Genomic DNA, 17147 nt, shown 5'->3' with positions numbered 1-17147 from the left:
AGGGTCCAGCAGAACCGGAAGGACGTATCAGTGAGACGGATCGCGGTGTTCACCGGTTCGACGACCGGCCACTCTCCCGCCTTCGCGGCACTGGCCCACAGCGTGGGTGAAGAGTTGGCGCGAAGAGGCATCGGCCTCGTCTACGGCGGCGGCCGAGCCGGACTCATGGGTGCACTGTCCCAGGGCGCGCTGGACGGTGGCGGCGAGGTGACCGGAGTCATCCCGCAGGCGATGGTCGAGCGTGAGTGGGCTCGAACAGACCTCACGGATCTACGTGTCTGCGCGACGATGCACGAGCGCAAGGCGATCATGGCCGACCTTGCGGACGCCTTCCTCGCCCTGCCCGGAGGTCTGGGTACGTTGGAGGAGATCTTCGAGGTGTGGACCTGGCGACAGCTCGGCTTTCACCGAAAGCCCGTGGCCTTTCTGAACGCCGAGGGCTTCTGGCAACCCCTCCTTGACACCTTGAGCGGGATCGCGACCGCTGGCTTCCTGTCCGCGTTCACCCTGGAGGACGTGGTCGTCGACGACAACCTGGCCGACGTACTCAAGGGATTGTCGCGGCAGCTGGGCGACTGATCCCGTGCACGCCGGTCGCCGCGGGCCGGACGGTCCCTCCGGTCAGAGCTGTCCGAGTTCGGCTCGGTAGCACTCGGTGGAGTACGGCATCGCCGTCGGGCGTTCGGTGTCCAGTAGTTTCCGAACACGGAGCAGCAGTTCCTCCCGGCTGGCCGCATCGAGGGTGATCACGTAGCTGCGGGAGGCCACCATGTCCATGACGTCTCGGGGCGTCATGGGATGGCTCCAGCGGAAGTCCCGCCGTTCGACGGGGCCGAATGGCGTGCCCACCTGCTCCACCTGTCGATCTTCCGTCGGCGCTGCCGCGTAGTCGCGCAGGATCCCGTCCAGCTCCGCGACCCAGGGCACCGACACGTCCCGGAGGTTCCACACCAGGCCCAGCCGCCCGCCCGGGCGTAGCACGCGGGCAACCTCCGGAACCGCCAGCTCGGGATCGACCCAGTGCCAGGCCTGCGCGCAGACGAGCGAGTCCACGCTCGAGTCCGGGAGCGGAATCGACTCCCCTGTCCCCTCCATGACCGGCACATCAGGAAGCACCTGGGAGAACTGTTCGCGCATGCCGGCAGAGGGCTCCACGGCGAGGACCGTGCGTCCGGGAGCTCGCAGTGCGCGGGTCAGTTTGCCGGTGCCCGCACCGAGATCGACCACGGTGGTCGCGTGGTCGGGGACCAGCCAGGCCACCGCCTCCTCCGGGTAAGGCGGGCGGCCACGCTCGTAGGCGTCAGCCGCCACCCCGAAAGAGCCCGCCTGAACGTGCTTACGCTGCTCCTCATCCGTGGTCACAGCCGACATCCTGCCAGGTGCACCATGACTGGTTCTGGACCCGCGGACGAGCTGCCCCGTTGATTTTGGTCGCCGGACGGGAACAAGCCCGTCGTGCCCCTGAGTATCTTCCTGGCTCTTCTCGTGGCGGTGACCAACGCGACGTCCAACGTGCTGATGCGCAAGGCCGCGCGGGGCGTGCCCACCGCCTCGCAGTTCCAGCTGAGCCTGCTGCTGCGGCTGGTTCACAGCCCGGCCTGGCTGGTGGGCCTGATACTGAGCCTGGCGACCTATCCCCTGGGGGCAGCGGCACTGGGCTTCGGGAAGCTTTCGGTCGTACAGCCGATCCTGGTGCTGGAGTTGCCACTGTCGCTGATCGGCGCCTCGTGGTTGTTCGACTCACGCCTTACGCGGCGCGACTGGCTCGGAATCGCGGGGATGACGGTGGGGCTGATCGGACTGCTCGTCGTCCTGGTGCCGAAGGGAGGCCACGTCATCGGTATTCCCGCGTCCACCTGGCTCCTGGGCTCCGGCCTCAACATCGGGCTCGTCGTGGCGTTGTACGTGCTCGGCCGACGCACCACGCAGCCATCCGGACGGGCCGCGTATCTCGGTGCGGGATGCGGGCTCGCGTTCGGCCTGTCCGCGGTCTACATGAAGAGCATGACCGAGGTGTTCACCGTCGAGGGGATCTCGGGGGTGCTCACCAGCTGGCAGCTGTACGGATCGATCGCGGTGGCAACGCTTGCGTTCTGGCTGCTGCAGAACGCCTACGCCGCCGGGCAACTCGCCGCGTCCCAGCCGGGCGTCACGCTGCTGGACCCGGCCGTCGCGATCGTGTGGGGGCTGATCGTCTTCCAGGAGAAGACCGAGGGTGGCCTGTTCCTCGTTCTGGCCGTCGCGGCGACCGTGGCAATCGTCGTGGGTGCCGTCACGCTGGCCAAGTCCCCGCAGTTGCGCCGGATGCACGAGAGCCCGGCCGAGGGGAACCCCTGAGCATCTTCTACAGTCCTGCGAGTAGGCACGGCTTCTGCGTACCCCGGTCGTCGTCCACGCGATGCCGCTGCGACCGAGTTCCCATCGACCACTCAGGTGATGCCCATGCGACCCACGGACAAGGACGTCGAGGAGGCAGTGCGTCGAGTCGAACCCGTCGCCGACGAACCGGACCCGGGCCCGGGCCTACCAGAGTTGACACGTCCCGTCAGTGACGGCCACGTCGATCGCGGCGTTCCGGTTCGCCGGGGTGCAATCGCCGAGTGGCTCCTTCCAAGGCATCCCGATCTCTCTGCCGTCGAGGTTGGTGCGCGACGCGCCCTTGCGGGCGGAGTGGCCTCGGCCCTGGTCGAGCATGTGGACGTCACCGCCGTGGGGGCGGACGGACGCCGATACCGGTATGGAGTCGTTGCCAAGCGCGCCTCCGCGGCCGAGGTGGCGACCTTGTCTGAGATCGCTGCCATACCCGGCACGGACGCCTTCCCGGAGTTGATCGACGCAGGCACCGACCAGTCCGGTGCATGGCTGGTGACGCCGTACTACCCGGGATCGCCGATGCCGTGGGACGCCGCGGTTCCGGACAACGTCCTCACGAGCCTGGCTCGGATGCACCACCACTACCTGGGGCGAACGAACGCTCTGCCACCGGACCTCCCCCGGGTCGACGAGGCGTTCTGTCGTGGAGCCCTGCTGGACTTCTCCCCGTCATGGATCCACGCTGCCCAACGCGCGGAGCCGCACCCGGTGCATGATCGCGCCCTGGACCTGCTTCGGCGCTGGTCCGACGACGAGCGGATCCACACCGGGCTACGGCTCCTCCCTGCGACCCTGCTGCACGGCGACGTGTACGGGTTCAACGTGGTGGTGGCAGACGATGGGACCGCTCCACCTCGCCTGATCGACTGGGGAAGCGCCCGGGTCGGGCCGATCATGCTCGACGTCGTGATGTACGGCGACTGGCCCTCGGCCGCAGGGCTTTCCGCGTACCTCCGTGCCTGGGAGCACGTGACGGGTAGCCCGCTCGACCCATGGCAGGCAGAGGCCGGGTACGCCTGGGCAACGGCTTTCAGCAACGCCACGTTCGTCGGGCCGGTCGCACGACGCTTCGGGCCGACCCAGGCCCAGACGATGCTCGACCACGGCGAGGCGGCATTGGAACGCTTCGCGCAGCTCCTCACGAATCCACGGTCATGAGCTCGTGAGGACGACGAGGCGTTGAGTCGCTCGGGTCATCGCGACGTAACGGTCGACCGCCCCTTCGATGCCCTCACCGAACGACTCGGGATCGACGAGTACGACCAGATCGAACTCCAGTCCCTTCGCCAGCTCCGGGGTCAGCGACCGCACCCGAGCTCTCTCCCGGAACGTAGGATCACCAATGACACAAGCGGTTCCGTCAGCATGCTCGGCCAGCCACGCGTCGAGGACGGCTCCCAGGTCCGAAGTGGAACCATGCAGGACGGGGACGCCACTCCTGCGGATGGACGTCGGCACATTGGCGTCCGGGAGGACGGCTCGGATCACCGGCTCGGCCTCGACCATGACCTCTTCCGGGGTTCGGTAGTTGATGCTCAGCGAGGCCAGCTTGATCCGGTCCAGTCCGATCCGCTCGAGTCGTTCCTGCCACGACTCGGTGAAGCCGTGCCTGGCCTGGGCCCGATCGCCCACGATCGTGAAGCTTCGGGAAGGGCAACGGAGCAACAGCATCTGCCACTCCGCGTCGGTCAGTTCCTGAGCCTCGTCCACGACGATGTGCGCGAACGGACCGGCGAGCACGTCAGGGTCGGTACTGGGCAGAGCGTCCTGATCGACGAGGGCTTCGCGGATGCCGTGCTGGCGCAACTGTGCGAACATGCCATCGCTGTCGGACTGGATGAGTTCGTCCACAACCCGGTCCATGCGTTCGCGTTCGGCCGCGACGGCGGCTTTGTGCTGACGCCTGCGTCGGGCGGCCTCCGGGTCACCGATCCGTTGCCGGGCGGCGTCCAGGAGCGGCAGGTCCGACAGCGTCCACGCATGAGAGTCTTCGCGCTGGAGCATTCGTACCTCGTCCTGCGTGAGCCAGGGAGCACACATGCGCAGGTAGGCGGGGACCTCCCAGAGATCTCCGACGATGTCGGTCGGCTCGAGCAATGGCCATGCTCTGTTGAAGGCCGTGACCAGATCCCTGTTCCGCAGCAAGGATCTGCGCAGCAGGTCCGCTGGAACCTCCTCGTCGTTGTCGTGCTTGTCGACCAGGATCGTGAGCAACTCCTCCCACACCTGGTCACGTGCGTCGTTGTGCGGTGTGCCGGGCTCGGCCGCTTCGAACGCCTCGGTCCACTCGGCGGGGGTCAGCCAGATGTCGGACCAGTGGGTCTCGACGATCATCCCCTTGCCGGGCGGCTGCTCGTACAGCCTGACGGCCGGCTCGATCGCCTTCACCATGTCCGCGGACGCCTTCAGCCGGGCCACGTTCGGGTCGGCCTCGGGCACCACCGAGGCGCCCTCGGGAACGAGGTCCCGCAGAGTGCAGGTCTGCACGCCGTCCTCCCCGAGGCTGGGGAGTACGTCGGCGACGTAGGCGAGGTAGGGCTGGTGCGGGCCGACGAACAACACCCCGCCCCGGCGCTCACCCAGGCGAGGGTCCGAGTAGAGCAGGTAGGCCGAGCGGTGAAGTGCTACGACGGTCTTTCCCGTACCCGGCCCGCCGTCGACGACGAGAGCACCACGGGAACCCGCCCGGATGATCGCGTCCTGGTCGGCCTGGATGGTGCCGAGCACGTCTCGCATCCGCGGCGAACGGCTGCTGCCCAGGCTGGCGATGAACGCAGACTGGTCATCGAGCGCTGCGTGTCCTTCCAGCCCGTCAGGAGTGAACACCTCGTCCCAGTAGTCACTGATCCGGCCGCGCGTCCAGCGGTAGCGACGGCGGCTCGTCAGCCCCATCGGGTTGGCGTGAGTCGCCCCGAAGAACGGCTCGGCCGCGGGAGAGCGCCAGTCGATCAGGAGCCGGCGCCCCTCGCTGTCGGTGAGGCCGAGCCGCCCGACGTAGACGGGATCGGGTTGGTGCCCGCTGACGATGTGCCCGAGGCACAGGTCCAGGCCGAAGCGGCGCAGGGTACGCAGGCGGGCGGTCAGGCGGTGGATCTCCAGGTCCCGATCGAGCGCCTGCTGGCCTTTCCCTCCGGGTGCCTTGCGGGCTGTGGCGAGACGGCCGGACAGCTCGGCGATCGACTGCTCGAGGCACTCCTCGATGGCGGCGAAGTGCTGCTCGTCCCCGGCGATCAGTCTCGGGTCCGCCTTGTGGATCAGGTGGTCGGGCAGGTCGAACACAGCGGTGTTCTGTGGGTTCATTGCGCCCCGTTTCGGTACGTCCCTTGGTTCGGCCCGGTGATTCTGCGGCACGACCGGGGTCTTGCCGCAAGCCCCCGGGTGCGCTATACCTTTAGAAGGGCAAGGAGATGACTCTCCTTGCCCTTCGTCGTCTGTCCGGACTGGCGACCTTCTCATGATCACATTCGCCGGGCGGGGCCGGCCACCTCGACCAGCCGACCATCGAACTGGCTACCGGCGTTACAACAGCAACCAGGTCGACACCGCACGGCGAATCCGCCTCCTGCGTCAAGCGGAGCTTGCTACCGAGGACATCGCCAGGGTGATCGACGGTGACGCATCCGATGCGCGGCAAGTCCTCACTCGACTACGCAGCGCACTTCACTCACGTACGGAACGGATCGAGGCGCTGATGAGTCAACTGACCCACGACATCGATGGCGATGGTACGCAGATGAGGACCGCCAAGGATTTCCGCCTGGTCGCGATCAACATCGGAGTGGACTCCAATGCGCAACTCGACGCGGCCTGCGCGTTCTGGGGGAAAGTGCTGGGTGCCGAACTCGAGGACTGGGGTAGCCCCAGTCGTCAGGTGGTCCTCGGCAAAGGCGAGGCCGTCGGCTTCCTGAACATCAGGGTCCGATCGGCCGACGAGCCCCACTTCGGGCACACCTCTGCCTTCGGGTTGGGCGTCGTCGGACTCGACGAAACCCATGGACGCGCGCTGGCAGCCGGAGCGACGGAGCATTACCCGCCGACCGATGGCGAGAACATGCCCCGGCACTCCTTGATCGAGGATTCGGTGGGGAACCGAGTCGTCCTCTGGGAAGGCTCCCGGTGATCTCAGCGGTACGACTCGGCCTGGAGGTTGTAGAGCTCCGCGTAGAGCCCGCCGCGAGCGAGTAGTTCGGAATGCTTACCGCACTCGGCGATCCGGCCACCGGACAGCACGACGATCAGATCGGCCATCCGCACGGTGGAGAACCGGTGTGAGACGAGCAGAGTGATCCTTCCGTCGGCACGTCCTCGGCGAGCGCCGTCGGCAACGCGCTGGAACAACGCATGTTCGGCGTGTGGGTCCAGCGCCGCGGTCGGTTCGTCCAGCACAGCCAGCAGTGGCCACGGGCGCATCGCGGCCCGGGCGAGGGCGAGCCGTTGCCACTGACCCCCCGAGAGTTCGGCACCTCCGTCCCATCCGGCTCCCAGTGGCGTGTCCAGGCCGGCAGGCAGGTCCTCGGCGAAGTCCGCGCCGGCGACCTTCAGCGCCGCGCGGACGGCTCTGTCGTCGCTCATCCGGGCCAGGTCGCCGACGCCGACGCTTTCCCGTACGGCGAGTTCGAAGCGGGCATAGTCCTGGAAACCGGCGGTGATGCGTTCGCGATAGCCGTCCGGGTCGACGTTGGAAAGGTCCTCTCCGTCGACCACGATCCGTCCCGCGGTGGGTTCGTACATGCCGGTGAGAAGCTTCACCAGAGTTGTCTTTCCGGCACCGTTCTCGCCCACCAGGGCGACCACCGCCCCGGCCGGTAGGCGCAGCGAGACGTCGGTCAGGACTGGCTGATCGGCGCCGGGGTAGGCGAAGTGCACGTCGTCCAGCGTGATGCCGTCGACGAGGCGATCAGGTGGCACCGCCGTACGCCCGTCGTGCTTGCACGCCTCACGTTCCAGCCAGCGGTAGTGATCTGCGGCGGTGCGTACTCGCATCGCCGAACCGGCCTGGCCGGACAGCTGACCAGCGGCGCCGACCACGGCGGCTGCCAGCCCGAGCACCATGGCCACGTCGCCGCCGGTGGCCTCCCCGGCCGCGACCTGACGCAGGACCGACACCACCGCGCCGAGGAACGCGGCCGCGTAGCACAGCCACACCCCCGCGGTGGCGGCGACCGAACGCAGGAGCGCCGCTTCGACGGCCCGGTGCCGCGTTCGGGACGCAGCGGCATGCCGGGCAACCAGCTCCTCGCCGACTCCGTGGACGCGTATCTCCGCACCCGCCGTCGGGGTCACCGCCAGGGCGAACAGGCCCTTAGCGGACCTGCGGTCCGCGGCCGTCCGCAGGTCCGCGGCGCCACGCAGCCGTTCCGCGTGTCCTGCCAGTCGTACGGCCGGAATCGCGAGCAGCGGAATCACCAGCAGAATGGGTTGAAGCCGACCCAGGAGCAACGCGGTGACAACCAGTTGGAGGGCCGTGATCGACCCGATAGCCAACAGAGTAAGACCGTCCGCAAGGTCGTCGGTCCGCTGCTTCAGCAACTCCAGCCGGTCGCGGTACGCGGGGAGCTCGATGTGGCCGAGGCCCGGCGCGGACGCGGACAGGGTCAGCAGACGTCGCTGCACGACCATCTGGGAACGTTCCCGCATCCGGACCACGGCCCACCGATAGCCGACCGGTGCGAGCGCGGTCAGCAGCAACGCGACTCCTGAGAGGACGCCGCCGACCACGAGCCGGCGTGGGTCACCGGCCACCGCGCCGTCCACGAGCGGGCGCAGGCCGAGGGCGAGCAGCAGCGGACCGAGGAAGGACGTGGCCACCACCAGGACGTGGAGTACGCACACCACGACGCCGATCTCCCGACCGATTCCGAGTAGCAACCGCCAGGTCTGTCGCCAGGACGTCATGAGGTGATCCCCGCCGTTCCTTCGGAGTCGTCCGTACGGTCGACGAAGCGCTCGGCCTGCAGCCGGAACATCTCTGCGTACTCGCCGTCGAGTGCCATCAGCTCCTCGTGGCTGCCACGTTCGGCGACCCGTCCGCCATCCAGTACGACGATGGAGTCGGCGCGGCGAACCGTGGAGAACCGGTGCGAGATGACAATCGTGGTGAGCCCTGCGGTGAGTTCGAGGAACCGCGCGTAGAGGCCGGCTTCCGCGCGGGCGTCGAGGTGTGCGGCCGGCTCGTCCAGGATCAGAACGCGTGCGCCGTGATCGACCGCGTACAGCGCCCGGGCCAGGGACAGCTTCTGCCACTGACCGCCGGACAGGTCGGCGCCGCCGGGATAGTGGGACGACAGCGGAGTGTCGAAGGCTGAGGGCAACGCTGCTATTTCGTCGGCGATGCCCGCGCGTTCGGCAGCGGATTCGACACCGGGTTGGTCGACAGCAGCGCGCGGCCTTCCCATGGTGATGCTCTCGCGGGCGGTCAACGGAAACCGGGTGGCGTCCTGGAACACCGCCGCCACCTGACGACGCCATCCGCGAGCGTCGACCGCGGTCAGGTCGGTTCCGTCGACGGTGAGGCGCCCGTTGGTGGGTTCGTACATCCGGCACAGCAGTTTGATGATCGTGGTCTTGCCTGCGCCGTTCACTCCCACGATCGCGAGCGAGCGACCGGCGGGCACCACCAGATCGAGGCCGTCGAGCACGGGAGCGGTGCTGCCCGGGTAGGAGAAGGAGACGCGCTCAAAGCGGATCTCGCGGCGAGGCCGGTCCGCGACAGCAACGGTCGCAGGGACGTTCGTCATTCCCGCGTCCCGGTCCTTGGTCGCGACCGCCTCGACCGCCTCGACCGCCTCGTCGAAGCGGCGAAGCGTGGCCAGCGCCAACTCGGTCTGCAGGCCGGTCCACGCGGACTGCTGAACGCCCCGGAGCCCGGTCATCAGCGCCTGCACCCATACCGCCGCCTGCCCCGCGGTGACCTCCGCCCGTCCCGCACGTACGGCGATCCAGACCAGGCCGCACACCACCACGGCACCGGTGACGACGTTGGCGGCGACCGCGCGTCGCGGCAGAGGTGTGAGCACGTCGGCCATCGACCGCTGCCACAGCGTCGTGTACCGGTCCCGCAGGAAACCGGCGAGCCCGAAGATCCGTACTTCCTTGGCGGCCTCGGGACTCGACCCCAGTCCGTAGAGATACTCCAACCGCCGGGCGACCTCGGTGGTCCCGTAGTGGTGGGAGGCCTCGGCACGCGAAGCCGCCTTCTCCTCGTACGCCGTCCACGATCCCGCGGCCAGCAAGGCGATTCCGAGCAGCGGGTGGAAGCCCGCGACCAGCACGCAGGCGCCCACGAGCACGATCCGGCCGGTCACCAGCCCGGCGACGGTGGACGCCAGCCGGCCTGGCCGACCCCACGAACCGCGGAAGGTTTCCCGGCCGACGGAGATCAGTTCGGCCGTACGAGGATCCTCCAGGTGGCCGATGCCGACCGGCTCACCGACCGCCCGCATCAGCTCCCGCTGGAGGGAGGCATCGATGCGTTCGCCCAGAGCGGTCGAGGCGGCCGATCGCACCGAACCCGCCACCCACACCACCATCAGCAGCCCGGCCGCGAGGGCGGACCACCACAGTGCCGACCGTCCGGCCGGGGAGATCAACCCCTTGGCGGCGACGTCACCCGCACGACCGACCACCGCACCGACCACGCCGGCGAGTCCCAGCGGTGCGGCAGCGCCCAGCAACACCGTGAACGCGGTGACAACGGTGAGAACCGGGCCCACCTGCCACGCCACCCGAGCGAACCTTCCAAGGTCCGTGCGAGACCGACGGAGAACGGACACGGGCGAAGACACACCCCCTCACTCGGAGCCGCTCATCATGGCGGCCGAGGTCGGGGCTCTGCAAGGGAGTGCCGCTTCGGGACGATCGTCGGACTCTGGCCGGAAGCGGGTCGGCCCCTGGTCAGCCCGCGTTGGCGACGGCGAACAGCCCCGCCACCGCTATGACATAGAGAATCAGCACGGTCAGCGAGTCCAGGCCCATCCGCGCGATGCGCCGTTGCGGACGGAACAACAGACCGGCCGCGTACACGACGGTCAACAGGATCGCGACCGCGGTCAGGTAGATGTCGGTGGCCTGCGCCTGCGGCAACACCGCCTTGCCGGACAGGACTGTCGCGACGACGAAGAGCACCGGCAGGAACGCGTTTCCGCCGAAGATGTCGCTCATAGCCAGTTGGTAGTCACCGTTGCGTACCGAGGTCAGGCCGGTCGATACCTCCGGCAGTGAGGTGGCTGCCGCCAGAACGGTCGCGCCGAAGAGTACGCCGGAAAGACCGATGTGGCCGGCGATCTCGTCGCCACTGCGTTCGAGGAACACACCGGCCACGAGGGTCACAAGCGCAGCGGCTCCGAAGATGGCGGCCGACTTGCCCGTGCTGACGCCCCGTTTCGTGGCCTGCTGTTCACGCTTGTGCCGGCTGTGCCCGCGGGCCGGCTCCTGGTTGTCGGGCGCTTCGCCTGACTCGTGCCAGGGCAGCGACCGGCCCGCGCGCTGCAGCAGCAGCAGGCCCACGACCCAGAGGATCGCGATCAGCACCGGGGCGGGAGCGAGGCGTAACGCGATCAGGTTGTCGGGCAGTTGGGAGCCGGCGACGACCACGCCCAGCACCGCGATGACCAAGCCGGCTTCGAGGACGAGCACCAGTGAGGCCGCCCGATAGGTCAGCGGCTTGCTACCGCGTACTCCGAACACGTCCAGCACGACCAGTACGACGGTCTGGATGGCGATGCCGCCCAGGATGTTGCCCACGGCGACACCGATGTTGTCGGCCAGGGCGGCGCTGGCCACGATGGCGATCTCGGGCAGGTTGGTGGCCACCGCGAGCAGAATCAGGCCGCCGAGCGCCGAGCCGAGATGCAGGCGAGTGGACAGTACGTCGGTCTGGTTCGACAGCTGGATGCCGGCCAGCCAGATCGCGGCCGCGCCCCCGGCGAAGATCAAGACCAGCCACGGCAGGGAGAGTCCGGACACACCAGCTCCTCAGGTCGGTCGTACTTCGGGCGAGAGCTTCCTCTCGCCCCGCTCGGGTTGAACGCGGTGGACCGTTCGATCGCCTGCCACGAGCAACTCCTTCCGTCCGGGCGGTGGTACCCATGGGCCGGAAAGAATCACGTCCGAACGGACCAGCAACCCTGACTTGCGGGGCGAAGGCCCTCGGGTGGAGAAGGAGTGCTCCGGAACAGGCACGGCCGATGCCTCACCGTATCGCCGCGGCCGCTGACCGTCACCGTCTCTGGGTGCCCAGTTCCCTCGATCGCTCGGTCGCACGCTCGGGTGAGTGATAACTGGTTGACCGTCGCCCTACCGTGATCGCGTGGAGATGTCGCCGGAGCATCATCGTGCCGCCGAGGTCGTCGCCGAGTTCCTCGGGACGAAGCCCACTTCCATCGAGGCGCTGCTGACGTGGGGACCGACGGTCGTCGTCGAGGCGACCGTGGACGACAGCCTGACGGTGTTCGTCAAGGCGGGCGCCAACCAGAACGTCCACACCGAAGCCGCGGTGATGGAGCGCGTCCGCGCCGCGGGCGTCCCGACGGTCGACATCCTGGGTGTGGGGAACGACGAGCGGCTTCCGGGCGGGCGCTGGATGATCACGCGCGCCGCGACCGGACAGACGCTGCAGGATGTCGGACGTACGGCATCGACGATCAGCCGTACCCTCGACGAGCTTGCGGAGTACTACACGCTGCTCCACCGGGTCGCCCTGCCCGGTTTCGGAGCCTTCGCGGACGACGCTCGAGGAGGCAGCCTCGTGGCGTGGTCGCGGTGGCAGCAAGAGACGGTTGACGACGCTCTCGACTCGCTGACCCGGATGGATGCGGCACCAGCGGAGTTCGCATCCCGTGCCCGGCAGTTGTGCCGCTCCTTCGCCGCCGACCTGGACAGCGCACCTGGCGTTCTCCTGCACGCCGACCTCGGCGACGGCGAGGTCTACGTCGATCCGGAGACCGGTGCAGTCACCGCGATCGTCGACTGGGGCGCGGCGCTGGTCGGCGACCCGTTGTACGACCTCGTACGGTTCGTCGGTGGGGGTCCCGCCGACGACGAGCGTCCGGCGCAACTGCATCCGACCTTGCACGCGCACTACTTCGCGCGGAGCACCTACGACGTCGAACATGCCCAGCGGATGTTGAAGTTCTACCGGTTCCACATCTGTGTCGTCGAGGCCGCGTGGGGCGCGGACCTCGGCTGGACAGCGGGCCACCTCGCGTGGGCGGAGCAGCTGATCGACGAGCTTGGCTGAGACGGACGGAGGGCCTGAGGATGGGTCTGTTACTGCGCCGGGCCACACGTGTCGGAGGGCGGCCAGGCTGGAGGCGAACTCCGCCCCTGGCGGCAGAACAGACAACTGATGGTCGAGCTGCTCAGGAGTGGCCGAGCGTTCGGCTACCTCGCCTACGTCGAGGGCAGACCCGCAGGTTGGGTCAATGCCTCGAAGCGTGCCGAGTGCTCGATGTACCGGACCGGCGTCGGCGCGGCGCGGACCGAGGTCCCTGTACGACGCGCACGGGTTCGAACTGGTCGAGAAGCTGGAGAGCCACAGCGTGCTGCGCCGCCACGATCGCGCCGGCGGCTGGCGGGCGTCCGGGTGAACCTCTGCCCGCGCATCTGCGTGGTGGACGGTGTTGGACCACATCGAACCGCGTCGAACGGTGTGGGACCGCATCGAGCGGTGGAGGTACAGGTCAATGTCAGCACGTCAGTTCAAGATCTCGATCGGTGCCGCAGCGCTACTGGTGGCCACGGCCTGTGGGCATGCCGGCCAGGCGACGACGAGCACCGACAACGGCTCCGGCGACAAACAGCAGCCGGCGAAGATCAGGATTCTGTCGCCGGCCGAGGGAGCGTCGGTCAAGGTGCCGTTCACGTTGAAGTTCGATCCCGGTGTGCCCATCGGCCCGACCGACTCCGGGAAGGACCACGTTCACGTCTTCGTGGACGGGAAGACCAACGAGTACACCGTGGTCACGAAGACGAGCTACCAGATCAAGAACCTTCCGGCGGGCAAGCACACCGTGGGGATCACCTTGCAACACGCCGATCACTCTCCGGTCGGGCCGAAGGCCCGGATAAGTGTGACCGTCACGAACGGCTCCGCCAAGAAGGGCGGCTCCGACGGTTCCGGCAAGAAGGGTGGGGCCAACGACGGCGGCGGCGGGTATGGCTACTGAGCCCTCCCCTGGGGGCCCTGTAGCCGGATACGTGCGGCGTTACAACCGGAAGACGCGCTGGTTCCATGCTGTCAGCTACACGATCCTCGTCGTGCTCTTCGGCACCGGCTGGTGGCTCACTCTCGGGAACGAGGGCAGACCAAGCATCCTGGCAAGGGTGTCGGGCGTTCCCGACACCCGGATACACACGCTCACCGGATGGGTTTCCGCAGCGGCGGCAGTCGTCGGCCTCCTTGCCGGCAGGCGCGCGCTCAGGACGTTTCTCGCCGAGTCCGTACGCACCGATCCAGGGGACCTGGAATGGTTCCGCCGTTGGCCGGTGGCGGTCCTGACGGGCAGGTTCCCTCATCATCGTGGGCACTTCGACCCAGGGCAACGGCTCTTCAACCTGGCGATCGCCGGGTGTCTCCTCGTCGTCATCGTCTCCGGGGTAGGCCTGGCGTGGCTCAGCGGCGGCTCCTTGTTCACCATCCTCGTGCGGGTACACCGATGGGGAACCTACGTCGGCACCGCGCTGATCCTCGGACACGTCACGATCGCCTCCGGAATCCTGCCCGGGTATCGCGGCGCGTGGAAGTCCATGCACCTCGGCGGCAGGCTACCGGTGCAGGTCGCCCGACGTCTGTGGCCGTCCTGGACCTCCTCGTCGCTCCGCGGTAACCAGTCCGGCGAAGGCAGGCGGTCAGCGCGACCACGGGAACGGTAGCTCGCTCTGCCCCTGCTCGTCCTGTCCGTCCTGGCCGGGAACCGTCGGTCCCCAGCGTCACCGACGCGGCGCGCGCATCGATCGCAGCGGGCCACCATGGAGCGGGACGGTCCGCCACCGTGCGGTGAACGTACGATCTGCGAGCGAGCACGTCACCGCCAACCGGTGCGGTGTCTCCAGGAACACCACGTCGAACGCCAACGTGTCCTGGTCGGCCCAGCCACCACTGACGGCCGTGGGTACGGTCGCCGCTGCGTCGCCACCCGAACCGACCGTCCAGCCGGAGGAAGTACCTCCGTCCAGCCGGAGTTCGAGTTGTTCGCCGGCGTCACTCAGCGAGATCGCCCAGCCGCCGTCCGTCGACGTGACCGCGATCCCGGTCAGCGTCGCCTGATCGGCGCACGTGCCACCGGCCGGTGTGAACTCCGCGCCGGACCACGCCGCGGGGTCAGCGGGCGGTGCCGCCTGGCCGACGGCCGCCGGGAGCGCCAGGCGGGACAGTCGTTCCGCCAGCGCGGCGTCGTCGTCCTCCCGGCCGTCGAGCGGCGCCGACCCGAACGCCGGCAGGAGGTTGTCCCACATCGCGTCCAGCAGCGTCTGCATCTCCACGGTCGCCGCTGTCATCGCGATCACCGCGTCGTGACCGGGCAGGACCACACAGAACTGGCCGTACGCCCCGTCGCCGCGATAGCCGTGCCGGGACATCCAGAACTGGAATCCGTACCCCTGTTGCCAGTCGGAGTTCGCCCCCTCCGGGGTGCCGTCCGCGTTCGAGAGGTGCGAACGCGTCGCCTCCTCGACCCATGCGGCGGGCAGCAACTGCTTGCCTTCCCAGCTCCCCTGCTGCAGGTAGAGCAGGCCGAGCCGGGCGATCGCGTCGGTGGTCGCGTGCAGCCCCGAGAAGCCGAGGTCACGACCGGCCGGCCGCTGGTGCCACGCGACCTCACCGATGCCCAGCGGCTCGAACAGCCGCGGCCGAAGGTAGTCGGTCAGCGACCGTCCGGTCACCTTCTGGACGATGGTGCCGAGCGTGTACGTCGCGGGCTGGTTGTAGGCGAAGACCGTGCCGGGATCGCGATCCGGCGGCACCAGGAGGAATCCGCGGACGATCTCGTCCGGGTCTGCCTCGATCGCCCGCGGCAGAGTCTCCTCGACGTGGCCGGAGGCCATGGCCGCGACATGGCGTACGAGCATCGAACGGCTTCGAGGGGAGGTGATGTCGGCCTCGAACTCCGGGAAGTAGGAGATCACCGGATCGTCGAGCCGTACGAGTCCCTCGGCGACCGCGAAGCCGGCCGCCGTCGACGTGAAGCTCTTGCTCAGCGAGTAGAGCAGGTGAAGCCGGTCAGGTGCGTACGGAGCCCACCAGCCCGAAGCGACAAGCCGGCCGTGCCGAACGATCATCAGGCTGTGCGGCTCGATCTCCGGCGCCTGCTCCAGTGCGTCCAGGAAGGCGTGCACGCCGCGCGCGTCGACACCTTGCGAAGCGGGAGGCCCGTCGGGCAACTGAGTGTTCAGCGGAACATCCTCGTGGTCTCGGCGAGCTGTGCTCGGGTCCGGTGCTCGCTTCACAGGAACGGTGAAAGCCTTGTCATCCTTCCCGACCCCCGGCCGAGTGTCCAGAAGCGTGGTACGTCGCTACCAATCCCGGCCATCGAAAATTCGTTCGACCCAGGTTGTTGATCGAGGCCGTTCGCACGCTCATCGTGGGAGGAGATGCCGGCGTGCACTGGCGCGCGGTCCGGGCCCTGGGGGTGCCATGGGACAGGTTCGGTTCCGACGGTTCGACGTCGTCCCGCGGCCCAAGGCGCGTTCGATACGGGTGGACGACATCATCCTCCGGGCCGAGGACTTCCTGGAGGTGTCGCTCGCGGCGACCATTCGGCGCAACGCCCTTGCCGTTCCCTACGGCGGGCACAAGCTGATGCGCCTGGTGACCCGCGAGCTGGCGCTCGTACTGACTCTCTTCAACCGCGACCGCGTGGGCGAACCTCTCACCCGGCACGCGGCCTTCGCCGACAGCTCCTCCCACATCCGCCGGTTCACGACGGAGGTCGTCGCACTGGGAGCGCTGACCACGGCTCTCGAGAAGGTCCACGGGCCGGCTCCCGGCATCGTTCACCTCGACGCGCTGCCTGCGGACGCGCAGCACATCTATGCCGGCGGTGGACGGCGGATCGGTCCGGACTTCCGGTTCGGCCTCCCGGAACGGGTGGTGGCCGGCGAGTGTCACGGTCGGGACGCTCGCGAGCCACAGCGGGCGCTCGTCGCCGCGCTCGAGCGCAGGCGGCTGGGCGAACTCCTCGCCTGGTCCCGTTCGCAGCGGACGGACCAGCTCTGCATGGCGTGGACGTGGATCCAACCCACGTCCACGACGGTCGACCTCTTCAGCTTCCCAGCGCCCGGCCCGGTGCCGTCGTCCACCCGGCGGATGGCCGAACTGCGACGGGCACTGTCGGCTCATGCCGAGGAGACACTCGAAGCGCCGCAGAGCGCGCCAGGCAGCGAGGTCGTGAGGGCCGGAGAGGGAGCTCTGCGCACAGCCCTGCTGGAACGCTTGACCACGGAGGTCGAACGGCAGTACCTCGAAACGGCTCCCGGCCCGGTGCCCGGACTCGGCGAACCCTGGCACGGCGAATGGGTCGACGTACCGTCTCCGTACGGCGACACTCTGGCGGCACGCATGCTGTTCGCCGTCAGCAGTGCGGGGAGCCGGACCTGGCGGTCGGAGGAAGCTCGACAGAGGCTGTCCCGCGCCTCTGCGGAGGATGCCCTCGACATCGACGCCGGCGGACGCACGCTGGTCGCCATCGACTGGCAACCGAGAAACCCGCAGGAAGCCGGAGAACGACTCCGGGAAGTCCTTGACGTCAGCTGATCAGGTCCGTACCAGGAAGGGAGTG

14 protein-coding genes are annotated in these 17147 nt (G+C 68.5%); 8 read left to right on the top strand and 6 right to left on the bottom strand.

The annotated features are described in order from the left end of the window. Nucleotides 1-30: 30 nt before the first annotated feature. A complete protein-coding gene (locus BLU27_RS11410; RefSeq protein ID WP_092653105.1) occupies nucleotides 31-579 on the top strand; it encodes an LOG family protein in 549 nt (182 codons plus the stop codon). A 42-nt stretch (nucleotides 580-621) separates the two neighbouring features. On the opposite strand, the gene BLU27_RS11405 is transcribed toward BLU27_RS11410, so the two are convergent. Beyond that, nucleotides 622-1362 (bottom strand): class I SAM-dependent methyltransferase, encoded by a 741-nt coding sequence (locus tag BLU27_RS11405; protein WP_197681785.1) that lies wholly within the window; start codon nucleotides 1360-1362, stop codon nucleotides 622-624. 93 nt (nucleotides 1363-1455) lie between these two features. Between BLU27_RS11405 and BLU27_RS11400 the strand changes: the two genes are divergently transcribed. After that, a complete protein-coding gene (locus BLU27_RS11400; RefSeq protein WP_092653101.1) occupies nucleotides 1456-2337 on the top strand; it encodes a DMT family transporter in 882 nt (293 codons plus the stop codon). Between the two features lie 99 nt (nucleotides 2338-2436). Beyond that, nucleotides 2437-3531: a phosphotransferase gene (locus BLU27_RS11395; protein ID WP_092653099.1), complete on the top strand. Its 1095-nt coding sequence runs from the start codon at nucleotides 2437-2439 to the stop codon at nucleotides 3529-3531. Here the strand turns inward: BLU27_RS11395 and helR are convergent. After that, nucleotides 3526-5673 carry an RNA polymerase recycling motor ATPase HelR gene (gene helR / locus BLU27_RS11390; protein ID WP_092653097.1) on the bottom strand — a complete coding sequence of 716 codons (2148 nt, stop codon included), beginning with the start codon at nucleotides 5671-5673 and terminating at the stop codon, nucleotides 3526-3528. The two genes, BLU27_RS11395 and helR, sit on opposite strands and share 6 nt — an antisense overlap. 154 nt (nucleotides 5674-5827) lie before the next feature. Between helR and BLU27_RS28960 the strand changes: the two genes are divergently transcribed. Continuing rightward, on the top strand, nucleotides 5828-6493 hold the full coding sequence (locus BLU27_RS28960) for a VOC family protein (protein ID WP_157728440.1): 666 nt from the start codon (nucleotides 5828-5830) through the stop codon (nucleotides 6491-6493). A 2-nt stretch (nucleotides 6494-6495) separates the two neighbouring features. Here BLU27_RS28960 and BLU27_RS11380 read toward each other — a convergent pair whose 3' ends face one another. The 3 genes from BLU27_RS11380 to BLU27_RS11370 all read right to left on the bottom strand — a co-directional run bounded on the left by BLU27_RS11380 (nucleotide 6496) and on the right by BLU27_RS11370 (nucleotide 11337). Continuing rightward, nucleotides 6496-8268 (bottom strand): ABC transporter ATP-binding protein, encoded by a 1773-nt coding sequence (locus BLU27_RS11380; protein WP_092653093.1) that lies wholly within the window; start codon nucleotides 8266-8268, stop codon nucleotides 6496-6498. Next, the gene (locus tag BLU27_RS30860; protein WP_092653091.1) at nucleotides 8265-10097 is read right to left on the bottom strand and encodes an ABC transporter ATP-binding protein; all 1833 of its coding nucleotides are present in this window, start codon (nucleotides 10095-10097) and stop codon (nucleotides 8265-8267) included. The genes BLU27_RS11380 and BLU27_RS30860 overlap by 4 nt, the downstream gene beginning before the upstream one ends. Nucleotides 10098-10266: 169 nt before the next feature. Beyond that, nucleotides 10267-11337: a sodium:calcium antiporter gene (locus tag BLU27_RS11370; protein WP_092653089.1), complete on the bottom strand. Its 1071-nt coding sequence runs from the start codon at nucleotides 11335-11337 to the stop codon at nucleotides 10267-10269. A gap of 349 nt (nucleotides 11338-11686) precedes the next feature. Here BLU27_RS11370 and BLU27_RS11365 point away from each other — a divergent pair, with 349 nt between their 5' ends. The 3 genes from BLU27_RS11365 (at nucleotide 11687) to BLU27_RS11355 (ending at nucleotide 14244) form a co-directional block, all read left to right on the top strand. Next, entirely contained in the window at nucleotides 11687-12610 is a 924-nt protein-coding gene (locus BLU27_RS11365) for a phosphotransferase family protein (RefSeq protein ID WP_092657565.1), read from the top strand. A gap of 445 nt (nucleotides 12611-13055) precedes the next feature. Further along, complete coding sequence (locus BLU27_RS11360; RefSeq protein ID WP_092653087.1) at nucleotides 13056-13538, top strand: hypothetical protein; 483 nt, start codon at nucleotides 13056-13058, stop codon at nucleotides 13536-13538. Beyond that, entirely contained in the window at nucleotides 13528-14244 is a 717-nt protein-coding gene (locus tag BLU27_RS11355) for a cytochrome b/b6 domain-containing protein (RefSeq protein ID WP_092653085.1), read from the top strand. Before BLU27_RS11360 ends, BLU27_RS11355 begins: the two co-directional genes overlap by 11 nt. 57 nt (nucleotides 14245-14301) lie before the next feature. Here the strand turns inward: BLU27_RS11355 and BLU27_RS11350 are convergent, their stop codons facing one another. Then, nucleotides 14302-15705: a serine hydrolase domain-containing protein gene (locus BLU27_RS11350; RefSeq protein ID WP_241827914.1), complete on the bottom strand. Its 1404-nt coding sequence runs from the start codon at nucleotides 15703-15705 to the stop codon at nucleotides 14302-14304. 361 nt (nucleotides 15706-16066) lie between these two features. On the opposite strand from BLU27_RS11350, the gene BLU27_RS11345 reads away from it, so the two are divergent. Next, nucleotides 16067-17122, top strand: a complete 1056-nt coding sequence (locus BLU27_RS11345) for a hypothetical protein (RefSeq protein ID WP_157728436.1) — start codon at nucleotides 16067-16069, stop codon at nucleotides 17120-17122. The last annotated feature ends 25 nt before the right edge of the window (nucleotides 17123-17147 follow it).

The organism is Actinopolymorpha singaporensis (assembly GCF_900104745.1).
In the GTDB taxonomy this organism is placed as follows: Bacteria; Actinomycetota; Actinomycetes; order Propionibacteriales; family Actinopolymorphaceae; genus Actinopolymorpha; species Actinopolymorpha singaporensis.
The sequence above is the reverse complement of the archived record's forward strand: the minus strand, read 5'-3'. Positions and strand labels throughout refer to the sequence as shown.

Bases quoted from the DNA above. Each gene is read 5' to 3' on its own strand.
- BLU27_RS11395 (WP_092653099.1), top strand. From the start codon at position 2,437: ATGCCCATGCGACCCACGGACAAGGACGTCGAGGAGGCAGTGCGTCGA.
- helR (WP_092653097.1), bottom strand. From the start codon at position 5,673: ATGAACCCACAGAACACCGCTGTGTTCGACCTGCCCGACCACCTGATC.
- BLU27_RS28960 (WP_157728440.1), top strand. From the start codon at position 5,828: ATGATCACATTCGCCGGGCGGGGCCGGCCACCTCGACCAGCCGACCAT.
- BLU27_RS11380 (WP_092653093.1), bottom strand. From the start codon at position 8,268: ATGACGTCCTGGCGACAGACCTGGCGGTTGCTACTCGGAATCGGTCGG.
- BLU27_RS11365 (WP_092657565.1), top strand. From the start codon at position 11,687: ATGTCGCCGGAGCATCATCGTGCCGCCGAGGTCGTCGCCGAGTTCCTC.
- BLU27_RS11360 (WP_092653087.1), top strand. From the start codon at position 13,056: ATGTCAGCACGTCAGTTCAAGATCTCGATCGGTGCCGCAGCGCTACTG.
- BLU27_RS11355 (WP_092653085.1), top strand. From the start codon at position 13,528: ATGGCTACTGAGCCCTCCCCTGGGGGCCCTGTAGCCGGATACGTGCGG.